At 45.9% G+C, this 23526-nt stretch carries 19 protein-coding genes and 1 pseudogene; 7 read left to right on the forward strand and 13 right to left on the reverse strand.

Features of this window, described 5'->3' with window-relative positions; translation table 11 throughout:
• Positions 1–520 precede the first annotated feature (520 nt).
• The 3 genes from LEPBO_RS0135260 to murJ all read left to right on the forward strand — a co-directional run bounded on the left by LEPBO_RS0135260 (position 521) and on the right by murJ (position 2891).
• The gene (locus LEPBO_RS0135260; protein ID WP_017292301.1) at positions 521–727 is read left to right on the forward strand and encodes a hypothetical protein; all 207 of its coding nucleotides are present in this window, start codon (positions 521–523) and stop codon (positions 725–727) included.
• Positions 728–805: 78 nt separating this feature from the next.
• Complete coding sequence (locus tag LEPBO_RS0135265) at positions 806–1219, forward strand: hypothetical protein (protein ID WP_017292302.1); 414 nt, start codon at positions 806–808, stop codon at positions 1217–1219.
• Between the two features lie 4 nt (positions 1220–1223).
• Positions 1224–2891 (forward strand): murein biosynthesis integral membrane protein MurJ, encoded by a 1668-nt coding sequence (murJ, locus tag LEPBO_RS0135270; protein WP_017292303.1) that lies wholly within the window; start codon positions 1224–1226, stop codon positions 2889–2891.
• 227 nt (positions 2892–3118) lie between these two features.
• Here murJ and LEPBO_RS39585 read toward each other — a convergent pair whose 3' ends face one another.
• The 7 genes from LEPBO_RS39585 to LEPBO_RS41480 form a co-directional block, all read right to left on the reverse strand.
• Positions 3119–5296, reverse strand: coding sequence for a peptidase domain-containing ABC transporter (locus LEPBO_RS39585; protein WP_017292304.1), 2178 nt, complete (start codon positions 5294–5296; stop codon positions 3119–3121).
• 137 nt (positions 5297–5433) lie between these two features.
• Entirely contained in the window at positions 5434–5982 is a 549-nt protein-coding gene (locus LEPBO_RS0135280; protein WP_017292305.1) for an HlyD family efflux transporter periplasmic adaptor subunit, read from the reverse strand.
• Positions 5983–5988: 6 nt separating this feature from the next.
• Entirely contained in the window at positions 5989–9006 is a 3018-nt protein-coding gene (locus tag LEPBO_RS39590; RefSeq protein ID WP_017292306.1) for a peptidase domain-containing ABC transporter, read from the reverse strand.
• Between the two features lie 7 nt (positions 9007–9013).
• The gene (locus LEPBO_RS0135290; protein WP_017292307.1) at positions 9014–9934 is read right to left on the reverse strand and encodes a peroxiredoxin family protein; all 921 of its coding nucleotides are present in this window, start codon (positions 9932–9934) and stop codon (positions 9014–9016) included.
• Complete coding sequence (locus LEPBO_RS0135295) at positions 9934–10728, reverse strand: peptidylprolyl isomerase (protein ID WP_017292308.1); 795 nt, start codon at positions 10726–10728, stop codon at positions 9934–9936. The genes LEPBO_RS0135290 and LEPBO_RS0135295 overlap by 1 nt, the downstream gene beginning before the upstream one ends.
• Positions 10729–11008: 280 nt before the next feature.
• A complete protein-coding gene (locus LEPBO_RS0135300) occupies positions 11009–11254 on the reverse strand; it encodes a hypothetical protein (protein ID WP_026149169.1) in 246 nt (81 codons plus the stop codon).
• A gap of 438 nt (positions 11255–11692) precedes the next feature.
• Positions 11693–11941, reverse strand: coding sequence for a helix-turn-helix domain-containing protein (locus tag LEPBO_RS41480; protein WP_071596278.1), 249 nt, complete (start codon positions 11939–11941; stop codon positions 11693–11695).
• A gap of 1236 nt (positions 11942–13177) precedes the next feature.
• Here LEPBO_RS41480 and LEPBO_RS39595 point away from each other — a divergent pair.
• The 4 genes and pseudogenes from LEPBO_RS39595 (at position 13178) to LEPBO_RS41490 (ending at position 16615) form a co-directional block, all read left to right on the forward strand.
• Complete coding sequence (locus tag LEPBO_RS39595) at positions 13178–14521, forward strand: efflux RND transporter periplasmic adaptor subunit (RefSeq protein WP_081614847.1); 1344 nt, start codon at positions 13178–13180, stop codon at positions 14519–14521.
• 40 nt (positions 14522–14561) lie between these two features.
• On the forward strand, positions 14562–15758 hold the full coding sequence (locus LEPBO_RS0135310) for an ABC transporter permease (RefSeq protein WP_017292310.1): 1197 nt from the start codon (positions 14562–14564) through the stop codon (positions 15756–15758).
• Between the two features lie 112 nt (positions 15759–15870).
• Positions 15871–16001 (forward strand): annotated as a pseudogene (locus LEPBO_RS41485) (IS1/IS1595 family N-terminal zinc-binding domain-containing protein); the annotation flags it as partial.
• A 65-nt stretch (positions 16002–16066) separates the two neighbouring features.
• Positions 16067–16615: a hypothetical protein gene (locus LEPBO_RS41490; protein WP_071596279.1), complete on the forward strand. Its 549-nt coding sequence runs from the start codon at positions 16067–16069 to the stop codon at positions 16613–16615.
• 188 nt (positions 16616–16803) lie between these two features.
• Here the strand turns inward: LEPBO_RS41490 and LEPBO_RS0135320 are convergent, their stop codons facing one another.
• The 6 genes from LEPBO_RS0135320 to LEPBO_RS0135350 form a co-directional block, all read right to left on the reverse strand.
• Entirely contained in the window at positions 16804–17040 is a 237-nt protein-coding gene (locus tag LEPBO_RS0135320; protein WP_017292312.1) for a hypothetical protein, read from the reverse strand.
• 340 nt (positions 17041–17380) lie between these two features.
• Positions 17381–20785 carry a hypothetical protein gene (locus LEPBO_RS0135330; RefSeq protein WP_017292314.1) on the reverse strand — a complete coding sequence of 1135 codons (3405 nt, stop codon included), beginning with the start codon at positions 20783–20785 and terminating at the stop codon, positions 17381–17383.
• Between the two features lie 291 nt (positions 20786–21076).
• On the reverse strand, positions 21077–21796 hold the full coding sequence (locus tag LEPBO_RS40690; RefSeq protein WP_148664763.1) for a hypothetical protein: 720 nt from the start codon (positions 21794–21796) through the stop codon (positions 21077–21079).
• A 92-nt stretch (positions 21797–21888) separates the two neighbouring features.
• On the reverse strand, positions 21889–22488 hold the full coding sequence (locus tag LEPBO_RS0135340) for a Uma2 family endonuclease (protein ID WP_017292316.1): 600 nt from the start codon (positions 22486–22488) through the stop codon (positions 21889–21891).
• 46 nt (positions 22489–22534) lie between these two features.
• Positions 22535–22864: a hypothetical protein gene (locus LEPBO_RS0135345; protein ID WP_017292317.1), complete on the reverse strand. Its 330-nt coding sequence runs from the start codon at positions 22862–22864 to the stop codon at positions 22535–22537.
• An 11-nt stretch (positions 22865–22875) separates the two neighbouring features.
• Positions 22876–23385: a hypothetical protein gene (locus tag LEPBO_RS0135350; protein ID WP_017292318.1), complete on the reverse strand. Its 510-nt coding sequence runs from the start codon at positions 23383–23385 to the stop codon at positions 22876–22878.
• Between the last annotated feature and the right edge of the window lie 141 nt (positions 23386–23526).

Genomic DNA, 23526 nt, shown 5'->3' on the forward strand with positions numbered 1-23526 from the left:
CAGAACTTACTTGCATCCCTATGTCAACCCATCCATACCTATAAGATATCCATATCATTCTGCTCCTATATAAATTACTTATGGATAACAACCGCGTATACATACTCATAGAAATGGCGGGGATCGCTGAAAGCTATACAGGCAGAGGGTTGCAGCGTTTGGTAGTTGCTCACGGCGCGATCGTACCCTTGTCCACACTATTAGATATCTATATCATTATAAGCTGCTTTATTGAATATTGATATAGATATCCGTATCTTTATTGAGTTTTACTTATGGATAAGTACTCGCGGGGATTGGATGATAAGCGATTTGTATCAGTCGCTTTTCTTCTCTTGCTATTTGTGCTTAGTGCCTGAAATGCCCGCTATGTATGGGTTTTGATGTATATGCATAATTAGCTTGCATATTCCAATTACTTGCATATTGATACGGATTGCGCTATGATATACATATCCAAAGGGCAATCGATCCAATTCCACTCGCATCGATTGCCCACCCCATGAACAGGAGTCTTTTTATGTTATCAGTTTCTTCTACTTCACTCTCAACCGATGAAGCCGCGATCGTTGATCATGCCGCTGAACTCCTCAAACTTGTGAACCTCTCCATGAATGACCAACTCACGATCGAACACGCCATCGGTCTGATCGCGATCAACCGCAATTGCACTCGCCCCCGCGCCGCTCAAATCCTCAATAAAATCGCGTTCCCTCAAAACTTCTAACGCTGGAATGTGCCCCGGTCAAATCAAGGGCGATCGGGGCTTCTAACCCAAACATCACAATCTTCTGGAGATTCAATCATGGCACTCATTCTTAACTTCAACGCCGCTCATCGCGCCAAGCAACTAAAACAGCCGATTCACGCGATCGAGAAACTACAAAACACACCCCAAGGACATAAACAGGCTGAGGCATTGAATCAACAGATTCGCCAACAGTGGAGAGATCGAGGATCAGCATCCTTGAAACAGCAACAGGGATTGATGGATCAAACTCGAAGAGTAATTAAAGATTCTCTGGGGGCGGATCATTGGAGTCTCGATTACATTAAGTTCACGACCGCAGAATACACCGAACTCAATAACCTCAAACAGCATCGAGTCGCACAACGCAATGAGGCAACTCAACAACTGGATAACCCTAGTGCGATCGTGGCTAAAGCCGCACGACTGCTCGACTTTATGCTTAAATCAGTGAAGCTGTTCTGCTATTGATACTGTGACTGAAACTTCTAAGTCAAAACGCTCCCTCACCAGAATTGCCGGAATCGTTGCGATCGCCACGCTCATCAGTAAAGTTTTTGGACTTGTGCGCCAAGTTGCGATTGCAGCGGCATTTGGAGCGGGAGCCGCAGCCGGAGCGTATAACTTTGCCTATGTAATTCCCGGCTTTCTGTTTGTGCTGTTGGGCGGCATTAATGGACCGTTTCACAGTGCGATTGTCAGTGTTCTTGCCAAACGCAAACGCGAAGAAATTGCGCCCGTTATCGAAACGATTTCAACCATAGTGGGTGGGTTACTGCTGCTGCTAACGATCGGAATTATCGTTTTTGCTGAACCATTGATGCATCTGACCGCTCCCGGACTGTTTATCTCTCCAGCAGAAGCCACCGCAAAAGGGTTAACCCCTGAACGGTTGCAGGTGCTTCAGCAAACGCGGGACATTGCGATCGTTCAGCTTAAAATCATGGCTCCAATGGCGCTTCTTTCTGGTCTAATCGGCATCGGTTTTGGAACGCTAAATGCAGCAGATCAATATTGGCTCCCATCGATTAGCCCATTGTTATCAAGTTCGGCGCTGATCGTTGGATTAGGAGGCTTAACCCTTGTGCTCGGAGCCAACATTCTCAAGCCGGAATATGCCATGTTAGGCGGTGAAGTCCTCGCTTGGGGAACGCTGAGCGGCGCAATTTTGCAATGGTTGATTCAACTTCCGGCACAGTGGAAATCGGGACTCGGCGGTTTACGATTACGCTTCGATTTTCGCCGCCCTGAAGTGAAAGAAGTTCTCAGAGTGATGGGTCCGGCTACATTTTCATCCGGCATGTTGCAGATTAATGTCTGGACAGACCTATTCTTTGCGTCCTTTCTAAAAAATGCTGAGGCGGCGGTTTCAGCAATGGGGTATGCTGGATTGCTGATGCAGACTCCGTTGGGAATTCTGTCTAACGTAATTTTGGTTCCGCTACTGCCAATCTTTTCTCGCCTTGCCGCTCCAGAAAATTGGGATGAACTCAAACAGCGCATTCGTCAAGGGTTACTTCTAACCGCCGTTGCAATGCTGCCATTGAGTGCTTTAATGGTTGCGTTAGCACAACCGATCGTTAGTATCATTTACGAACGGTACGCTTTTAATCAATCCGATGTCCAACTTACCGCTATTATTCTAATGGCTTACAGCGTCGGAATGTTTGTGTACTTGGGTCGCGATGTTTTAGTTCGAGTCTTCTATGCATTAGGCGACGGAGATACACCCTTTCGCATTAGCATCGTGAATATTTTTCTGAATGCGGTCTTCGATTATTTGTTAATCAATCTTCTCGGTGCGCCTGGACTCATACTGGCAACGGTCTGCGTCAATCTCATCTCGATGATTGTGTTAATGGTCTTTCTTGATCGCAGGCTCAATGGTTTACCCTGGCGTGAGTGGAGCTTACCGATTTTAGGGCTGACGATCGCAAGCGGTATTTCCGGTGCAGCCGCTTGGGGATCTGCAAATTTCATTCAGCGCTTTTTAGGACCAGCCAGCTTCCTGACCCATCTAATTCAACTGAGTGTGGCGGGTTTGATTGGGCTAATCATCTTTGCCCTCATTGCGATTCAGCTAAAGTTGCCAGAAGTCAATCTGTTTGCTAATCGACTTCGTCAACGTATCTTCAGACGGTAATATGCAACCTACTCCCTACACCGTAATTTAAGGTGTTGGTAAATTAGCGGATGAATTTTATATTTCTACTCCTAAAGAAGTAGAAGAGAAATCTCGATGAAATGTCCCGAATGTAGCAGAGAACGCGTTTGTCTGAACCCGAAGTTGTGAGAATACACATGCTTTTTCAGAGCAGGGTTGAGAGATGTCATACCGCCAAGATGCTTTTCATCTGACACTCCAGAGCTTTATGCCTCTCGCAATTGCTGGGAACTCAAGTAATAATAGAGACCCCGCTTTGTGATCAGTTGTTCGTGAGTTCCTTGTTCTAAAATATTGCCTCCTTCAATTACTACAATTCGATCTGCCGTCGCGACAGTCGAGAGTCGATGAGAAATAAAAAGTATAGTGAGATTGTGAAAAAAGTTATCTAAATTCTTAAGAACTAGAGCTTCTGTTTCGTGATCTAGAGCTGAAGTTGCCTCATCCAAAATGAGAAGGCGTGGCTTTCTCACCAGAGCACGAGCAAGCGCAATCCGCTGACGTTGCCCCCCGCTGAGATTTTCTGCCTTCTCCGCGAGCATAGTATCGTACTGTTGAGGTAACTGACTAATAAATTCGTGAGCAGCCGCACATTTTGCTGCCTCAATAATCTCGTCCAAAGAGGATCCTGAATTTCCATAAGCAATGTTTTCGCGAATGGTGCCCTCAAACAGATCACTGTGCTGGGTGACCACACCAATCTGGGAGCGAAGAGAAGGTAGCCAAGCCTTAGCAACATCAAAGCCGTCTAGATAAATTTTGCCTAAGGAAGGGGGATAGAAACCAAGCAGTAGCTTGATTAGGGTCGATTTACCTGAGCCGCTGCGACCGACGAACGCGATTCGCTCTCCCGGCTGCACCTCTAAGCTAATATTTTGCAAGACATTTCTCTGACCATCAGATTCATAACGAAATGTCAGACGCTCAAATTGGACATGACCTTGTAGATTCGGCAATCTAATGTTTTCTTTTGCGGCTTTGACATTTAATTCGGGTTTACTCTCTAACACATCGTTCACCCGCTCAATAGCATTTAAGGTTTCTTGAAAAACGTTCCAAATTCCAACGAGTTGAGTAACCGGAGCAGAAAAGCTTTTTGCCAATAGGGTAAATGCAACAAGTTCTCCCACGGTCATCTGGCTCTGAAGCACCATGATCGCTCCATAGAACAGCACAGCAGAGTCACTCAAATGACTGACGACTCCGCTTGCCAAGTTAGAAACGATGCCCAGTTGAATAGTTCGTAGATAGGCGTTGGTAGAACGAAGATATAGATTTTCTGCCTGCCAACGGGTTGGGTACTCAATCCCCAAAGTTTTGATAGTGCCCAATCCACTCAAGGATTCGATCAGAAAGCTTTGGGCATCTGCTCCCTTCTCAAACACATTCCGGTAGGAATACTGCATCTGAGGAGTAACCCAGTATAGGTTAACGAGGTGTAAAGCCAAAAAGAAACAGGCAACGAGTGTGAGTGCACTATTTAAATAGAACATGAGTCCCAGATACAGAATGGCAGAGAACACGTTCAAGAAAGATTGCAAACCAATGTGTGTAAAAAAATTGGTGATTTTTTGGGTTTCCTCGAACCGACTCGTAACATCTCCAACCTTACGAGCTTCAAAAAAACATAAGGGCAGGGAGAGCAAATGCTTATAAAAATCAGTCAACATCAGCAGATTTGTTCGCATGGAAACGAACAAGAGAAGTTGCTGACGGCAAGAACTGATATAGGCATTTAATAGAACAACTGTACAAAGAACAATTAGGCTATACAAAAGCCAGTACGAGGTTTGATTGATAACAACTTTATCTAAAATAAACTTAGTCAAGATTGGCAAACACAGTCCAAGCAATTGAATCACCAATGATGCTAAAGCAATTTCCAGCACTAAGTATTTGTATGAATTTACATAGGGAACAAACTGTTGCAAGGTAGGTTTTGACTCTTCGATCTGCTTAATGACTTCCGTTGGTTTCAAGTAAAGCGTGTAACGAGTCCAGCCTTTCAGAAAATCCGCTTTGGACAAGTTCAGAAGCCCCTCCCCTGGATCGGCAACTTTCACAGTTCTATCGTTCGCTTTGTAAACGACAACCCAGTGATACCCTCGCCAGTTCACGATCGCAGGCAATGGCTTTTGAACCAAATTGTCGTAGGTTTCCAATATTGCTTCTGTTTCATATCCCAAGGTATTGGCTGCTTTTAGCAGATGGAGCATGGAAGACCCTGACTGTCCAACATGAGCCAACTCTCTTATTCGGTTGAGGCTGACGTGCTTTCCGTAGTAACGACAAATTGTTGCTAAACAGGCAGCACCACAGTCCATTGTGCTTTGCTGATAGATCAATGGAAAACAGCCGAAGCGATTCTTAAAGCTGACCTGCATTGCAACGTTCTCCGACCTCGTATTTTTCTAAGTTCTAGATGACAACTTATCTGGGAAACTCTGTTTTTAGCTACGATTCTTCCAGAAGCTTGCTATGCGATACAAAGGCAGCTTGCTAGGCAATCACGGGTGTTCTTTCATTTGCTTAATAGCACATCGAATAAGCGTTGATTTCTCGTTTGAACCTCTGCTTGAACGGTGAGTCCTGAAAATAACTGTATTGAATGCTCGTTAGTTTTAATCGAGTTTTGAAGTAAGCCTAGTGTTACAGTAAAATTATCTTCGTTACTAGAGTCAGGCGTAATCTGTTGCACTTGAGCTGAAATACTACCAAATTGCTGGAATGGGTAGGCATCAACCTTGATTCGTGCTAACATACCCACCTTGATAAAGCCAATATCTTTGTTTGGCACAGTTGCCTTTACTACAAGCGGTGTCGTTTTCGTTGGAACGATTTTTCCTCGTGCGCTCACCCAAACTGGAACTCGCCCCAAGTAGAGTAAACACAAAATCGCTCCTAAAGCAGCGGTCATGAAGTAGATAGCACCTCGTTGCATGAGCGAAGGTTCTACCATCATGACTTCCGATAGCTGGTTCGTCTGCAACGCTTTTTGAGCAAATGTATCTAGCGTTGCAATATCTTGCTCTGAAACTGAAGCAGTTGTTTGAGAAGCTTGTTTCACCATCTTAATTCATATCCTGCTGTACAAACTAGCGTATAAACCACCTTGGTCTATTAATTGGGCGTGGGTACCGCACTCCAGAATCCGTCCTTGATCCAACACCAAAATGAGGTTAGCCGCACAGATAGTACTTAAGCGATGGGCAAAGATAAAACTGGTTCGGTTTGCCATTTGCCGTTCTAAATTATCTTGGATTATTCGCTCTGATTCTGAGTCGAGTGAAGCAGTAGGCTCATCCAGAATTAAGATACGGGGATTGGTTAAGAGGGCACGCGCGATCGAGAGACGCTGTCGTTGACCGCCGCTCAGGGTAATACCACGTTCCCCAATTTGAGTGTCGTAATCCATCGACAATTTTTCGATGAATTCATGGGCACCTGCTAGCTTAGAGGCTCGCACAACACATTCTAAATCTGATGTTGGATCAGCTTTCGCAATGTTTTCTCGAATAGTACCATTGAATAGAAAAGCATTCTGTTCGACAACGCCTAATTGATTGCGGTACGAAGACAATTCAATATCACGAATATCAATTCCATCTACTAAAATAGTGCCACTCGTGGGCTGCAAAAGCTTGCTTAATAGTCTTGCTAGCGTGGTTTTTCCGGAGCCACTTCTGCCCACAATCGCGATTTTTTGACCCGGTGACACCTCTAAATTGAGATCGCATAGAACATTGCGATCGCTGCCATCGTAACAAAAGCAAACTTGTTTGAGACTTACGGAACCCGAAATCGTCGGCATTACAGCAGTCCGGTCCTGATGTTCGGGCGGGATCACCAAAACATCGTTAATCCGCTCGAAGGCAATCCGGATCTCTTGCAGGTCATCCCACACCCCGATCAAACTTTGTAGAGGTGTCAAAAGCAAGCCCAGCATGGCGTTAAATGCAACCAGTTCCCCAATTGTCAAGGCACCCTTGATTGTGAGATTAGCGCCATAAGCCAGGATAACGACAGTCCCAATTTGTTGAATCAGATCACCCATCAAGCTGACATTGAATGCGAGCAGCGAACCTTTGAACTCTGTCATTAACGCTTTGCCCATCAGGGTGCTTCCTCGCCTGAAAAAGAGGGTTTCCGTCGAGACCGCTTTAATGGTTTCGATCCCACTGATTGCCTCAATCATATGAGACGCTACCTCCTGACGACATTCAAACACCCGCTGATTATTCGCACGCAGTAGCGGTGCCGAGATAATCAGAACGCATCCGTACATTGCAACGAACAAGATAGCCACACCTGTCAGTCGAGCATTTTGGTTCAAGAGAAACGCTAGATAAATAAGAACCGTTAAACTATCAACAATAATTTTGAAACCGCTTTGGGTCACTAGTTGCAGTAGCCTTTCGTTTTCCTCAAATCGAATCGTGAAATCTCCAACTCGCCATTTTGAGAGGATTTGTGGGGGTAGAGAGAGAACATGATTAAACAACTGAATGGTGATCGATACACTGAGGCGTTTGAGAGCATGTGCCAACAATATTTCACGCAAAGCACCACTTGCAAGTTGTACACCTGTGACGATTAGCATTCCGAGCAACATGAGTTGGAGTAAAGAGCTGTTGCTGTAAGCAAGCACTTTGTCGATCGTAACTTGAGTGAATAGAGGCGCAATTAAACCCAACAATTGTAAGATTAGGGAGATGATGCCAATCCATACCAGAACTCGTCCATAGGGACGGAGCATGGGTAGAAACTGTTGCAGAATTTGATTAGAGCGGCTGCCTAAATTGCCAAAATTTGGCATGTAACTGATATTCAGCAATTTGCCATTCCAGGATTGAACAAACTTCTGTCTAGGAATGAGATTAATTCCAGTCAAGGGATTTGCCAGCGTGACCTGCGTACGAGAAACAGACAGGATGACCACTAACTGATCCTCAGGACTTTCCACTATGGCTGGAAGCATCACCATCGAGAGCCGTTGGTCGTTTAGGGACAGTAATCGTGTAAGGTATCCCCATGCTTCCGCCTTCTGACTAATGGTCACTAACGTGTCAGGGCAATTTTTCTGAAGCTGTTTGCGGATGATAAGTTGCAGATTACGCGGTCGCTGATAAAGACGATCAATCAGCGCAAGACAAGCAACTCCCGCGAGCACCGGTGTTCCAACTTGGACAAACAGGTAGTGACGGGAAAACCATCCTTCTCCAACTTTGACCTTCTTGAACTGAAACGTGGAGAATGGGTCAGGTTCCTTATGTAGTGGACGTGGACTCGCTAAAACTGCCTGCTGTTGTAAAGTACGATGTTTCGCAAGTTGGGTGATGTAGTCTCGGACTTGTGCATTGGCAACCAGTTGAGAACAGACCAATTGATCCAGACACCAAACAACGGCATCTTCAAGAGCAATGGCACTTGTTGAATATGTGGATTGACCCAGCAAGGCAGTTTCACCACAAAGATCACCTGTTTTTAAGGTGGCTAGAGCTATTTGATTTGTGCCTTCTTTAATCAGGACAATACGCCCTTCACGGATAATAAAAGCGGCATTGGTGATCGCGCCTTCTTGAAACAGAAGTTCACCTGACTTTACATGAAGTTTTTCAACGGATTGGAATAGCGCTTGGCTTTCTAGCAAGCTTAGAGCAGAGAAAGATTCAAGTTTCCTAAGAAATGCCAATTCCCTTTGCTGGTGGACTCGAACTTCTAAATCCTTCCGAAAGTGAGGAAACTGACGCACGAGCCACTCAAAGTCTGTCGCTCTCAACTTGAGAAGTGTGAGAGGTTCAGTTACCCGAATCGTGAACTCAACAGGCTCTTGAAACAGTAGAGATGCTTCCCCAAAGCTATCATTCATGCCAAGAATCGCCAGTGTGATGGGTTGGTTGACAGCATCATAAGTCACTGCTCTCGCTTTGCCTGCGATAATCAGATAAAACGCCTCTCCAGGCTCACCAGCACGAAGGATGATGTCCCCCAACTGGAAAGAAATTAAGATCGCCTTTTTCACCAGTCCATCAATTACGGCTGGTGGGAGGGAGTTAAAGAGGCTATGTTGCAGGAGTTGCTGCTCAACATTCATAAGTATACTAGCCGCTGAATTGACGCACATTCAACTTAGAGAAGACTGTACTCTGGTAGAATTGTTTGATTCGGTTGAAAAACTCTTTGGGAATTTCACCAAGCCATTTATTCTCGATCACTCCATCGTTTACCAGTACGGCAATGGGAAAGCTATCGACTAAGTAACCGAACAGTAATCTATCCATTTGGACAATAGGAAAGCGAACCAGATGTTGCACCTTAAAGGCTTCGATTTCTTCAGGTTTGAGGGACATAATGCCGATAACGCTGGGTAGATCCTTCTGAGTATTCATAACATTCAGCAAGGGCACCCATTGTTTGCAATAAGGACAGTCTCTGCCGAGGAAGACGACAAAGTGGGTTCCTTGCTGTAGGCTTGCGTTATTGTCTTTCAACCATTGAGGAGACCAGCGTTTCCCAGCTTTGAGTCGTGAGAAGTCTATCAGTGGTTTAGATCGCGATCGCCAACCGAGGAGGCTACCGATGGGCAAGGCGATGAGCGTGACGATCCACTGCCAGGAGTACGTTTGGTAATCGGGTGTTGGGTAAAGCCAAGCTAAGTCTAAAAGCAGAATGTAGGCGAGATTGAGCAAGATGCTTTTCTGAGGAGTGATAACGAACAATCCGCTATAACAGCCACAATCTTCAGTACGCCCTGAGGACACGGACCAAGTTGTGAGTGCAGAGAGCGCCAGAATGAGAACAATCGTTCCAGGAACTAGCCACTGAGGGAAATCATGAAGGATTAATGCTGTCCCTAACGCGCACTCCAGACCGATAAATGCGATTGCACTTGGTAGTACGATTCGGGGAAACAGCCCATATCGAAAGAGCTGGACCATGAAAGATTGAGAATTGAGTGCCTTAACGATTCCTGTAATAAGGAAGACAAGACCAACAACAAAGGTGCTGAGGTGTGCAATCATCACAGGTCCTCAAAAATAGGATAGATAATTTTTGACTCAATACGCATTTTTGCAACTAGCTTGTTAAACAGGAGTGTGCGAATAGTGTCTTGCTCTGCTTCCAGATTGGCTGGATAAATGGCACCTACCTTAAACAGGTTATAGCCTTGCTCAGTTTTAGTAGGACCCACAATGTCTCCTGCCTGAGCATTAAACACGGCAGCTTCAATCTCAGTAATCACTTCGTTGCGGCTCATTCTACCAACATAACCTGCTTTTGGCTTGCTCTCCTCATCAAGAGAATGTTGCATTGCCAGCAAATGAAAGTTTTCATCTTCCTCGGTGATTTTAGCGTAGAGTTCTTCAGCTATCTGTTGATTCTTAACACGGATGCTGTAGAGATCAGCTCGGTCAAACTCCAGTTGATGTTGAGCAAAATAAGCTTCAACATCCCTGTCAGGAATACTTTCTCGAACCTTGTTACGCAGTAAATAGTAATCAAGGTGATTCTGGAGGGATAGGATATTTTGATGTTTATCTCTCAACCAATGCCTCAATTTCTCGACAGATTCCAGCCCAAGATGATAGCGAAATTCGTCGGATGCAACCTGCAATTCTTCTGTGGAGTTGCTGAGGTTGTTTTGAAGGGCATATTGGCGAACAAGCAATTCTATGATAAATCTGCCAAAATAAATTTCTACATCATCAAACATGAAACGGCGAAGAGCTTCGCGTAAGTCAAAAGCATCGCCGTTGACAGTGACCAGAGCGGGAACTTCTCGCCCTACATGTTCTTGCAAACTCTGCAACGTCATAGAATTGCCCCATAGTATGTAAACAAATTTGCGATGAGAACCAACCCCCTAGTTTGTCAGGAGAATGATCAAACTATGCTACTAGTAGCTAGATCTGCCAGGTAATGAAAAATCACTGTAATGCTCTTATGGATAGACTATGCTGATTTGTCGTGAAATCACACATATTGGCTAGCTTGTAAGAGTATTCCAGATTCTTTCTGGTTACCTGGCAACCTCAACTTCTTATTTTCCAGATCTAGGAGAATAAAATGAGAGATTTTTAGAAGTCAATCTCTATCTATCCAGGAAGGCAACGTCCTGCTGGACCAACAAAGATGTTATATGGCACACAGGTCAATCCTGGGCAGCGGCAGCTGGGACCGAATACTGCATTACATGGTTGACCCACTCCATCAGCGGGACAAGCGCCACCATAGATGCTACTCAACGCAACCATGCTCACGACAGTAGCGCGTGCAGGTAAGTCTTGAACATCAAACTCTTGCCGCACAGTGGTTGGAATCAATGAATTCCTGCGTAACATAACTGGTTCTCCAATTTCAAGATGTTGTTAATCGTTACTAACTATCGAAGAGTTGATTTTCGATAGATTTCGATAGAAGTGTCTATCGCTTCTTTAATCAACCTGAAGTACAGAATATAGGAAGAAAAAAAGCCTAACAACGTACAAAAGATCATATCTTTATTAACGTTCTTGCAATCACGATAGTCAATGTAATCTCAAGACAAGTAAAATCTGCTGTTGGCAATTGACTTGAGAATTGCTAGCTACACATTCATTTTCGGCTCTTATCTGCTAAAGGGTGTTATCCACTTTGAAAACAGTTGGCTCTATGGGCTACTTTCAATCATCTATCAAAATTACTAATATGAGCTGAATTCCCTCTCTAGCTTGGGTGCTACAAAAGTACATAACACCCTCTAGTACTGTCACAACAAAACATTTAAAGCGCGCGAAAGCTTATATTTTTATTGCTCCTATCTTGACAGCAATAGCCACAGCATGAGCACGATTATTGGCACACAGCTTTTGCAAAATACAACTGATATTCGATTTGACTGTACGCTCTGCCAAATTTAAACAAGAAGCAATTTCTTTATTACTCTTTCCAGCAACTATCAATTGAAGAACTTCACATTCGCGGACAGTTAGTTGTGCTGAACCATTTGAAGAGCACAACCCCTCGTCATTACCTGTTGAATGATTCATATTGAAAATCTAACTCATTAGGAAAGCCGCCGCATAAAATTAATTCTTAGTAAACCTGACTAAAGACCCTAAAAATATACTGTAATTCTCGCTCTTCTAGAAGTTGAATCGTATTGATAAGAATTAGCAATAGTATTTGCTTTATTTGCTACTTTTCTCTAATAAAGCTTGTGCTTGTTAATTCTGTCTATCACCCATTTGAGCTACGGAATTTCTCAATCGATACTTGTTCATCAAAGATTGCCCAACCTGATTGAGGTATTGAAAGAGGACAAATTTTCAGGCAGAAGCGGCTCAAAAAACAAATGCTAGTAAATGAATTATTTAGTGTAGGGTGTTTACTAATTAAACCTTGCGTTTTAATCTCAAGAAACAATTAAAAGTTTTATAGATAGGCATCTCAGCCTCTGATTAATGAGGAATTGAAAGTCTTGTAGAACATGGATTTCAAATCGATTTTCTGCTATCACGCAAAAAATCTACCTAGTCTAAGTAGTCAATATTATGTTAGAAAACATAGAGACTCGAAGGCTATTGAGTAGGAAGATTATGCAAGAGACGAAGGATATTAAGCCGGAAGAAAAATCTACTCCTGACAGTCAATCTGTTTTGGATTTATCAATTAAACGAGTTTCTAAAATCTACCGCTTCTTGGACTAGCGCATTGCTATTGCCGTAGTTAGTATCCTTGGAGTTGATACTTAGCTTGGCTGCACATACATTCTGAAACGTTCCGCTGATTCTGTCGCTTATAGTTGTTCCAGCCACTCAAGGTAATGTTGAAATTACAGTCACTCAAATAAGATACAGAGTCTATCAATTGCTCTCATTACCCGCCCTTAGTGAACTATATTCTTAGAAGTCTTGACCTTGATTGAATTTTCGGTGCGTCGCTAACTGCAAACTCCATTAATAGGATTTGACCAACTCATCCTTGCCAATTTACTCTATATACCAATGACTGAGAAAATTTTGAGAGCATTGTCTGCTCTGATGCACGCTCTAACCAAAGCACATAGTGATCTATTTGGTCATACACTTGTATTAATTTCTTACAATAGAAAACTTCTAGCCTTCTAGATTATTACTTAAATTGAACTATCGTATGTACACATACGATAGTTTAATTATAAGCTCTGTATGATGGATACCCATCATACGAACTGTCAACTGTAGGAAGTTAAAGGAAGTAAAGCTAAAGGTTAAAGACAAATTAAAAGCTAGGCAAAGGTAGCCATGACAGATATCAAATCAACAGACGCTAGACCAGCAGAGAACTTAGTACCTGAGAAACAATCTCCACCCACTAAGACTAAATTTGTGCAGGGTAGAAGGCGATTTTCTTGGCGCATTGGGCTTGGTGCTATGGGTATCATTGGCACTGCGAGCTTTGGATACAGCCGCTTCTTCAATCGCCCTTCTGAAGCCGTTCCCGTTGTCCTTGTTCCCGTAACCAGGAGCAATGTTGAACTTACCGTGACAGAAAGTGGCACGATTGAGCTTGGTGGACAACAAACCCTGAAATCGCCGCACGACGTGACTGTTGAGCAAGTCAATGTGAAAGAAGGCGACCGCGTTCAGCAAGGACAAGCATTGCTGATTTTGCGTGATCGTGAAACTCAAGACAAATTACAAACTCAGCAAGTCGAAACGGGCAAATTTCAGCTTGATCTTGCCCGTAATCGTGACAAAGTAGACGAAGCTCAACAGAGGCTTAAACTAGCAACGGGAAGGTATCAAGCAGCACAAAATGTATTTCGCCAGGGCGCGATTTCTGGCTCCGAATTTCAGCGATTTCAAGACGAATTAGAAAAAGCAAACACGGAGTTCAAAGATTCTCAAACTGACCTGCAAAAGTCTGAACTTGAAACCCGCAAAGGACAAGAGAAACTCATCGGGATGCAGCAGCAATTGAGCGATCGTATTGTTACGGCTCCAATCAGTGGCATGGTGTTGAAGGTGAACGTGAAGAACGGAGACGGAACGAAAACTGAAAGCAATTTACTGACGATCGGCGATCCAGCAAAAGAAGTTGTGAAGTTACAACTAACGACGCTGAATGCAGCGAAAGTTCGGATCAACCAGCCTGCAAAAGTGAGTGTAATTGGACCAGACGCTAAAACATTCACGGGAAGAGTCATCAGTCTATCGCCGCAAGCAACCTCTCCAAGAGAAGGCGAAAGCAGTAACACAGGGATGAATTCTGGTGGATTAGGCAATGAACAGGCTAAAGTTGAAGCCAGAGTCATGCTTGATCGTCCTAGCACTTCACTAATTCCCGGAAGCTTAGTAAGTGTTGAGGTGATCACTGACCAGCGGCAGAATGTGGTTGCAATTCCGCCTGAAGCAGTTCAGCGCACTGAAGCATCACCCTTTGTTTGGGTAAAAGATGCTCAAGGGAAAGCACAGAAACAATTGATCGCTTTAGGACTTCAAGGCTTACAGCAAGTCGAGGTGACATCCGGACTAAATCAGAACGATCAAATCGTACTCGCTTCTCCAAGTCTGCCGCTTACGGTTGGAACACCGCTCAAACTGGGTAGCCCACCTCAAGTATCTCCTGAAGGCGCAAAACCGTAGTGCAAGTTGATCAAGATTGCTGTTCATTCGAGAAGCTTCTATGACACTCTCATTTGGCGATTTGCTGGGTACAACTTGGAAATCTCTTGCGAATGACTTAATGAGATCGGGACTCACAACGCTCGGTGTGTTTATGGGTGTTGCTGCTGTCAATGCCACCTTAAACATTCAAACAATTAGCAGCACACAGCTTGCGTTGAAGTTAGCCGATCGAGACCAGCCTTATATTGTCCCGTTTGTGCAACCTCAAGCCGAAACTCTGCCACCCGAACTTGGAGTTGCAGATCAACAAGCATTAAGGCAAGCTGTTCCCTTGATTCGATCAATCAGTAAAGTCGGTCGGGTGTTTAGTATTCGCTCCGTACAGTTTGAAGGTCAGGAAGCGAAAGAGATCGAATCGAACAGTGTTTCTCTCAACTATCTAGAAACAACTGGGCGCAGAATGGTTCAGGGAAGATTCTTCGATCGTGCGGATTTTGATCAATACCGTCCAGTAGTCATTCTTGATCAAAAGTTAGCAGCAACCTTGTTTGCAGGACAGAACCCAATCCGACAGGCAGTTTATGCTTCTGGTAATCGCTTTACTGTTATTGGAGTAACACAGACGAAATCCAGCGGCTCAGAGTTTATGCGATCAGAAGGAATGATTTGGCTTACAGAACCTTATGCCACTGCCATTCAAGGCGGATTTCAATACAGTACTTTGCAGATTAGCGCTCATCGACTCGAAGACATTAAAGAACTCTCAGAGAAGATTGAACAAGTCCTATCACAACGCTATCCGCAAGCGAGAGTAATGATTATTGATAACGCAAAGGATTTAGTTAGAGAGCAGGAAGCACAAAAAATCGCGTCTACAGCATTGATGCTGGTTGGATTAGTGGCGCTAGGAATTGGTGGAGTTGGAATTGCGAACATCACGATCGCATCTGTGATCGAACGGACTAAAGAAATCGGTATCCGTCGGGCAGTTGGGGCAACTCAGTTTGAAATTATGATGCAGTTTATTTTAGAAGCTACTTGTCTGAGTGTCGTGGGCGGTGCGATCGCAATTATTACCGTTCACGGCATCACTTACGTGGCAACCAGCACTGTTTTTCCTGCCCCCTACAAATTCTCTTTCAACAATACAGTTTTGGCAATGAGTTCAGCACTCTTGGTTGGCGTTGGAGCAAGTTTCTTTCCTGCTCTCCGCGCCACTCAGGTAAATGTAGTACAAGCGCTTCGGAGTGAGTAGCAGTTTAGGAGGTGGTAACGAAGCTAGAGAGCAGACTAGATGATGTGAACACTGCATAGAGTCCAAAAAAGCGGTCGTTGCATAATAGAAAGATGAATTAAGGGTGGTTCTCATGCAATGCCCCGAATGCCAGTCTACTCATATCCGCAAAAATGGAAAGAGAAAGAGTAAACAAAATCACATCTGCGTCAATTTAATTGTGGGCGACAGTTCATCGATTGCTATGAGCCGCCGAAAGGCTACAGGGTCAGGCGAGAGCGATAACACGATCGCATTCGGCGCTATTGCATACTCGATCAGATATGGATATGCAATCAAGTGAAGTTCGAGTACACCCAACCGCTCCCAATGCGATCGCACTAATTCCGGCAATCGCTCAGTGTCGATCGCCATTTCTTCAATGCTCGGATTGCCTGTCTCTCGATCAACCTGATACGTCACCCATGATCGCTCTCGTTCAGCAAATGGATACTCAGAGCGCAACTCATGTAAACGTTCTGTCACTGCGGGTACGCCTTGCCACGCCGCGAGTTCTTCGTCTCCTGCAAAAACATCGGGCGGAGTCGTTTCTCCATAAACAGAGCGAAGAGCGGCTTGAATCTTTTCAAATTGCTCGTCCTGCCAAACCGTATGTCGATCCAGTTGTTCAGTTAACGCAGGCGCATCAAAGGGCGGTAGTTCTAGATCTGGGTACACGGCTGAGATCGCTTGCTGGTCCTGCTCAAAGGCAAAAAGCTGCTCTTCCTGTGTTTCCATTGCGAAGAGGTCAGATCGCCAGAGGCGGCGTTGGTCAATCAGCAGCGCGGTTCTTGTCATCCACGTTCGCCAAGTTTCGGCAGTCAACCCGCTCGACCTGAGAGAGCCGTCGCCATCAGGATGCTGATCGAAGGGCGGAACGCGCAACCCATCTTGTTCGAGTAACCACACACAAAAGTAGATCGCAGATCCCATGCCCAAACTGAGGAAAAACAGGGGATCGGGATTTTCGGGCGGTGGACTCTCAAGTAAAAACATTAGCAGTGCCTACGAGAATGGTCGCTGCTTATCAGAATAAACGATCGCACAATCCTTCGAGTCCGCGATCGTTGACCACGCCGTTGATTTGCTCAAACTCACTCACCTCTCCATGAACGACCAACTCACTATCGAACACGCCATCGGTCTGATCGCGATCAACCGCAATTGCACTCGCCCTCGTGCCGCTCAAGTGCTGAACAAGATGGCGTTTCCCGATAACTTCTAACACTCGAATATGTGCCCCGATCGATAAGGGTTGGGGCATTTTGAAGTACTGCCGATTCAATTCCTATCCAATTTATTGATCTATATGCGTATTCAAGTTGAATCTACCTCAACTTGCAATAATTGCGGCAATGTTCTTATCGATTGCAATGAAATTTTGCGTGAGAGTGCAAAAAGCCGAATCAGCCAAAGTGCAAACACTGTGACAATCGCGGGTGCTACGAAAGGCTGATCGCACACTTGCAGATTGCCTCCGTTGTGACCGACCAACAGCCTATGAGGATTAAAGGCACACGCGCCTGACCTCATTTACTAATGGGGTTTTTAGTGAGCCGGAGAAACCGATGAGCCTCTACAGCTAGAACTGGTACGATCGCCGATTAATCACCCGTGTAGTCAGACACTCGAATCACCTCCGATGGCTTGATCGATTTGCTGCCAGTTCCAGGAACGTGAACTGTAATACTATTGGGCTTTTCAGATAAAACTCTAACCAACGTTTCACCACCTGCTTGCAGCCGAGCGTAAACCCACTTGTTATGACTCGCAGGCTTCACAGGCTCTTGGGCAGTTTCAAGCTCTTGAACGGGTTCTGCTGCCGTCTCTGGAGTCTCAAATTGCTGCCAGCATTCGTAGAACCGCACTTGCTGTTCATCATCGTCAACTTGAGTCGTAAAAGCATCGAGAATTTGCTGCTGTTGACCCTGAGAGCAACGCTCAAAGCGATCGTAGAACTGTTGGAAGGCTTCAACCGAATTAATTAAAGCCATCCGGTCTACGGCTCGTTGAACTACGTCTTGAGGCAGCAGAGTAGGATTGTCCACCCTGTCCGCTTTGTCCAAATTTGCTGAATCGGCTGAAACTGGCTCTACGCCTACCTGTCCACTCTGTCCAGCCTGTCCGTCCAGAGTCTTGACCCTTAAAGAGTCTTCCTCAACTTGTAGACTGGCATCATTTGATTTCAAATCTACTTCAAAACCTTTACCCTGAACAGTTGATCCACCCTGGACACCCGCACTGTATAAAGGTTTCAGGCTGTCCACCCCTTGATTTTCAGAATTTTGAGGCGGGACACCCTGGACACCCGCATTGTGTAAGGATTCTGGCGTTTCAGAGAGTGAAATATCAGGTGGATTCCAGTAAGCCTCAAACTCCTCAAGCCCGCCCTCGACACACATAGCTTTCAAGCAAGTCCATTCTGGATTTTGGGGAAATTCCGCATTACCCCCACCCGAAGACACAAACACTCTTGGCACAGGAGTAATGCCCCTCCAATGAGCAGGGATGCGGCTGCGTTCGCCCTCAACCATCGGACTCCAGCCGCGATCGACGTAGTTTCGAGACAACACGGTTCTCAAGTGTGAAATAAATTTGGTTTGTCCCAGATGGGTATAGCCGTGTTGCTGGCAATAAGCCCGATACCAGTCATAGAGTTGGGCATGAGAAACAGTCTCGGTCGGATCAGCACTTGGGCGCAGGCACAAATCGACAAAGCTCTTAGTAGAATCGCCATATAGTGCTGCATCCAGAACGAGATTTTTGGCGCGATCGCTGGTGGGAGGCGAAAGCAGGATGGCATCACGCTCCGACCGGGGCATTGCCAGCGCCCACGCGATCACTTCTGCCTTGACCGCTTGCAATTTCGCGCCAAGATTGGGATCGGCAATCACTAGCCGCTCAATCACAGCAATGGGATCAACTCTACGACCCCAGCCGTCAGCAGCATTTTCGATTTGTAGATGTGAAACAGACCCAATCCAAAAGCGAATGTTCCAGGTTTTTTGATAAGCGACAGGGCTAAACAGCGCCCGCCCGGTCATGGCTCCATTGTCTACCAGTTCATAAAACGCCTGAAGCCCTTGCACAAAACCGCCAACGTCAGCAAAGCCGAAAATGCGCTTGCCAGTCAGATGTTGATGCCTACCTTCTGGTGTAGATAGGTCAGAGAATGCAGTTGAACTACCAGAACACTCTTCCCCAAGCAGGCTATTCCAGAACCGCCCCAAAGTGCCTTTACCGCCGCCCGATTTCCCAATCAGGTGAGGAACCCGCCCATAGGGGGCGGTTGGATCGAGAAAAGCTGATGTGTGGGCGCGAATTTTTGCAAGTTGATCCGCACCAAACGCTTCAAGCACAAACTTGAGGAAGACTTCAGGGCATTCGCTACTGGGCTGGTAATTGTGCGGAATCACGGTCGTCAGCAGAAATGCCTTGTCGTGAGGCATTGTTTGACCAGTCCTGAGATCAACGGTCACATCGTTAAATGCCAACAAATGCGCGTTGGTGGTCAGCGTTTCTCGCTCAAGTCTGGAGCGGCAATACTTGAAAGCAGATTCCTTGTGCTTGTTATCTTCGTAGGGACGAGTGATATACGGTTGTCCGTATCGGGGGATATTGATTTTGAATGCCTTTGCCCCATAGTCGGTGATCAGCTTGTTGATCGCGGTATCGGTCTTGTGTTCCCAGTAGCGTCCATTCCAGCAATAAAAGGCAGAGTTGATCACAATCCAATCGCCTGTTTCCCCACCAAATAGAACTCGGTAGGCGGAACCGTCAAACTGCTGACGGGTGCAGCAGTATTGAAAATTCAGCCCCATGTCTGCACAAACCTGTCTAAACGGGTTGTCTGGGTTGCCATCATCCCCGCCGCCATCGCCATCATCGCCGCCCCCGCCGTTGAAAGGAGGCTCGTTACCGCCGCCCTGGTGCTGCCGCAGTTCGACTTGACGATGGATCTCAGCTTCCAGCCGCTTGATGAATTCTTCCCCGCCGATCGACGCGACCATATCAACCGCATCGCTCTTTGGCGCTAGGTCAGAGTCGATATTTGTGGGCACAATCGCTAAAAACGGTACACCTGCACGATCGCAGGCTTGCTGAAGCAGTTCTGCTTTCTTGTACCCGGCTGTATCGTGATCAGGATGGTAGACTAGCCCCACATTTTCAGCCTTGAGCAGTGCGATCAAGTCGTTAATGGCTGCTTCACCCCAGTCTGAGCCTTGCAGGGTGATCGCCGCATAGCCTTGTTGCCAGTAGATCTCGGCTGCTGGCTCTCCCTCAACTCCGACTAGGAAAGTTGCAGTACACGATCGCACAGCCGCGATCGCGCTTTCCCATCGATAGGGCATCCAGGGCGCTAGACCTTTTGAGCAAACAGGCTCACCCATAACGGCTTCACGGGTTCCAGTCTGCTCACTATTTTCCCAGACCGGCACTTCTTCCCCTTCCTCTGCTGAATGCCACTGACGATAGGTCTTGTCGTAGCCTTTGGGCTTCGATTCGTCAGCCCATTGAACCCGTTCAACCCACTGAGAGGAAGAATATTCAAACCGCCAAACTAGCGTTTCCCCATGCTGTTTGCTGCGTTTCCGCTGTGGCTTGGGGCTATCTGTAACAGGTTCAGCTAGTCGAGCCAGCACCACGCCCTCAGATGGCAAGGGAGCGGGTTTAGGAGGTTTCTTTGAGGGCGTGATAGTGCCGCGAACCCATTCCCCAGCAACGGGAGCAAGGCTGTAGCTTCCCTTTCGCACTGTTTCCTTCTGATTGTCTACAACTTCTGACCAGGGACGCAAGGCTTCCTTGATCTCGCGTTTGTGCTGTTCGGTTTTGTCGTTCCAGCAGCCAAAATTGGGAACGTTATGGCTGTTCAGCTTTTTGCTGATTGAAAAGTTGTCCTCTCCGCAGGCAGGGCAGATGAATTTTCCCTTCTTTCCTTTTCCTGTAGCGGGCTGTAGATGATCGATGAAATGCCGAATGTCAAACGGCGGTAGCTGTTTCAGATACATGATTTTGGATGCTCTAGGTTTCGTTCTATGAGTGAACAGAAACCAGGTGCGCCAAACCTCACAAGCCGCGTAGAGCCTCAAAACCTAGTCTAGATAGGGGTTCTGAGAAATTTGATACCAAGTGGCTACTTTTGCTATCATTGCACTACGGGGTTGCAGCATTCAAACTGCAACTGGGAAAAGGTCTGGGAAAGCCGTTCAAACTTTACGACCTGATTTCAAATTGAATCAATTTGCTGAAAACCTCATCTGTCACAATTCGTGACGTTGGGGTTTTTTAGCGAGTAGAGCTTACTGCCCTGTTGGGACTAGCCAAGCTTTAATAAATGGTAGCAGTTGAGATTCCTCCAGTACATAAATACTTGAACGTCTACGGAGCAGCAGAACTCGTTGATCACCAACTGTGGTGTACAACGAGTCTGAGTGCTGTCCGATTCTTGTCTGCCCCGTCAGAACCAACAGTTTAACCGCAGAGCGGTTTCTGTCGCGTGACGACGTTCCAAACAATTCTGCTTGGCGATTCATTCTAAGCCAAAACTCTTGCAGTGCTAATCGCTCAATATGATCAGGCTTCCAGGGTTTTAAACCACTGCTTCCAGTCCTAATGTAAAGAGCTTCTTTTTGCTCATTGTAAAAAACTGTTCCTTTGCCCTGACTGCGGAGAGCAATCGTAAAGACAGTTTTCTTTGGCGGTAACGGAAATTTGATGAAAAGGTCTAGCCTGCCGTGATCCGGCACTGGCAAATCAGTAAAAATTTGAATCTCTTGATCACGGAAGGCTTCATCCAATGCCTTTCCGTTTCTGAGGATGCTGTTGACTTTTTGCGTTCGCGTTAAGAGAAATCTAGACCCGATCGTGCCACCTAAGAAACTACTCGTCCTTAAGAAAAGCTCAGGAATGACAACACTTGCGGTAAGCGCCCCAGCCGCTACAGCATAAGCCGCCATTATCCAGCGGTCTTCTTCCTCAAGCCGTCTAAATTCTGCCTGGTTATCGTGTTTCGTTTCCACCACACACCCATCATCAAGAGATGTCTCTATTCTCCCCCTTGAGCTTGCGCCCCTGATTAGTTCTAAGTGTGGCTTGTTTTGCACAAACATCCCTACTCGCTCTCTCCGGCTGTAAGAACTTGCTGCGCTGTCAAATTCAAAGCCTTGAAGGTTGAAGATTTAATACGATCGCTCCCGCGAAACTCTGATGCTTTGTAAGCTTTGCCATCCAGAGACAGCACCAGCACGACTTCTCGCAACGGATCAACGATCCAAAACTCAGGAATGCCCCGTTTCGCGTACTCTTTGGGTTTTTCAACGTAGTCTCGATCGTAATTATTACTACCAGGCTCCCCCGGCGAAACCACTTCAACGACGAGTCTCGGAGCAGGCAGATCCGATTCAATCAGTGATCGTCGATCTCGCTTCAGCGCTTGATGAATCTCTTCTGTCACTACCATCAAATCGGGGTAGCGAGATGTTACCAAGGTGCTTGAGACCCGAATTTCAGTTCCTCGACGCATGAGATAGTGCGGAACAAATTGCAGCAGCACAGAAAACAGAAACCCAGCGATCAATACATTCCCATCGTTCTCAGCGCCCATCTCAACGATTACCCCATCGACCAACTCATAATTGCCCTCTGGCAGTTCAGACGGGTCTAGTGCTGCATACTCCTCAAACGTTCTGAACCGTGATTTCGCTTGCGTCATGGCGATTGCCCTCGCTACTGCCTACGTCAATGATGGCTTAAATTCTTCAACTGAGTGCTTTTTCAATCTCAGCCCCCAGCCGATCCAGTGCCTTCTCTTTAACGTGATCGGCTGCGCTTCTTGCACTCTCAGCGAGAATCGTATCAGTATTGGGTGTGAGTTTCAGCGCTCCTCCCAAGTAGCTAAGTGCTTTGCAGTAGTAATCAGATAAATGAGTTGATGCCAACCGCTTTACGGTCTGATGGTCGCCGCTCTGAAATGCAGCAAGCGCTCGGTTGTGAAGCTCAGTTTCAGGATTGCCAAGTGTTTCAAGAATCGCTGCAACCGCTTGATTGACCTTCTCTAAGGTGAGTTCACTACTTTGTGTCACTTCCATTGCTGTTTCTCCTATTCGTAATCTTCTTTTGCGTCTCGTTCAATCTGGGGCAAATAGGCGGATTCCCAATTGTCTATTAAGTGCGTTCTAACCATTCGTCCGATCATCTGTGGGTAGCTATCTCGATGAACGATGTGTCCCACGCGCAACAGAACGTAGTTATAGCGAGAAAGTTCGATCGTGTTGTATTTGCGGCGATACCGTTCTTCCATTGGTATTGGTGGAATGGTATCAATCGGGGATTGTCCAAATAACGGCAAAGATTTGAGATAAGTGGGCAGGTCCTCCTCAGAACGATCTCGAAGAATTAGAAAATGTTCTGATGAGGTGATGCCTCTCGCTTGAGCATCTGCGATTCCTGCCTTGACATAGAAATCGCGGTAGCGCTTGAAGTAAGCCTGCAAAGCGTTTTTAAGAATTGAAGATTTGTTATATCCCAGTTCCTCACACGCTTGCATTAGCTTGTCCCAATCGTCATCTCCCAAGAGAACATGGTTGATTCGTAGTTCTTTGATCGCCATTCTAGAAAATTGTATTCATACTCATAGCAAAGTTTCTCACAAATAGAACAACGTTATATCACCTGACAGAAATCATAAGCCACAGTAATGAAATAAAACAGCCTAGTTAGGAAAGATTATGCTATACCTATAGCATTCGGG

This window comes from Leptolyngbya boryana PCC 6306, from assembly GCF_000353285.1.
Lineage (GTDB): Bacteria > Cyanobacteriota > Cyanobacteriia > Leptolyngbyales > Leptolyngbyaceae > Leptolyngbya > Leptolyngbya boryana.

What these genes read in the sequence shown, in the direction of transcription:
- LEPBO_RS0135295 (WP_017292308.1), bottom strand. Translation starts at nt 10,728, where the DNA reads ATGACGTTGCAGAGTTTGCAAGAACATGTAGGGCGAGAAGTTCCCGCT.
- LEPBO_RS0135330 (WP_017292314.1), bottom strand. Translation starts at nt 20,785, where the DNA reads ATGTATCTGAAACAGCTACCGCCGTTTGACATTCGGCATTTCATCGAT.
- LEPBO_RS0135350 (WP_017292318.1), bottom strand. Translation starts at nt 23,385, where the DNA reads ATGGCGATCAAAGAACTACGAATCAACCATGTTCTCTTGGGAGATGAC.
- LEPBO_RS0135265 (WP_017292302.1), top strand. Translation starts at nt 806, where the DNA reads ATGGCACTCATTCTTAACTTCAACGCCGCTCATCGCGCCAAGCAACTA.
- LEPBO_RS0135300 (WP_026149169.1), bottom strand. Translation starts at nt 11,254, where the DNA reads ATGTTACGCAGGAATTCATTGATTCCAACCACTGTGCGGCAAGAGTTT.
- LEPBO_RS0135290 (WP_017292307.1), bottom strand. Translation starts at nt 9,934, where the DNA reads ATGATTGCACACCTCAGCACCTTTGTTGTTGGTCTTGTCTTCCTTATT.
- LEPBO_RS39595 (WP_081614847.1), top strand. Translation starts at nt 13,178, where the DNA reads ATGACAGATATCAAATCAACAGACGCTAGACCAGCAGAGAACTTAGTA.
- LEPBO_RS0135345 (WP_017292317.1), bottom strand. Translation starts at nt 22,864, where the DNA reads ATGGAAGTGACACAAAGTAGTGAACTCACCTTAGAGAAGGTCAATCAA.
- LEPBO_RS0135280 (WP_017292305.1), bottom strand. Translation starts at nt 5,982, where the DNA reads ATGGTGAAACAAGCTTCTCAAACAACTGCTTCAGTTTCAGAGCAAGAT.
- LEPBO_RS0135310 (WP_017292310.1), top strand. Translation starts at nt 14,562, where the DNA reads ATGACACTCTCATTTGGCGATTTGCTGGGTACAACTTGGAAATCTCTT.
- LEPBO_RS0135340 (WP_017292316.1), bottom strand. Translation starts at nt 22,488, where the DNA reads ATGACGCAAGCGAAATCACGGTTCAGAACGTTTGAGGAGTATGCAGCA.
- LEPBO_RS39585 (WP_017292304.1), bottom strand. Translation starts at nt 5,296, where the DNA reads ATGCAGGTCAGCTTTAAGAATCGCTTCGGCTGTTTTCCATTGATCTAT.
- LEPBO_RS41490 (WP_071596279.1), top strand. Translation starts at nt 16,067, where the DNA reads ATGCAATCAAGTGAAGTTCGAGTACACCCAACCGCTCCCAATGCGATC.
- LEPBO_RS0135260 (WP_017292301.1), top strand. Translation starts at nt 521, where the DNA reads ATGTTATCAGTTTCTTCTACTTCACTCTCAACCGATGAAGCCGCGATC.
- LEPBO_RS39590 (WP_017292306.1), bottom strand. Translation starts at nt 9,006, where the DNA reads ATGAATGTTGAGCAGCAACTCCTGCAACATAGCCTCTTTAACTCCCTC.
- LEPBO_RS41480 (WP_071596278.1), bottom strand. Translation starts at nt 11,941, where the DNA reads ATGAATCATTCAACAGGTAATGACGAGGGGTTGTGCTCTTCAAATGGT.
- LEPBO_RS0135320 (WP_017292312.1), bottom strand. Translation starts at nt 17,040, where the DNA reads ATGCCCCAACCCTTATCGATCGGGGCACATATTCGAGTGTTAGAAGTT.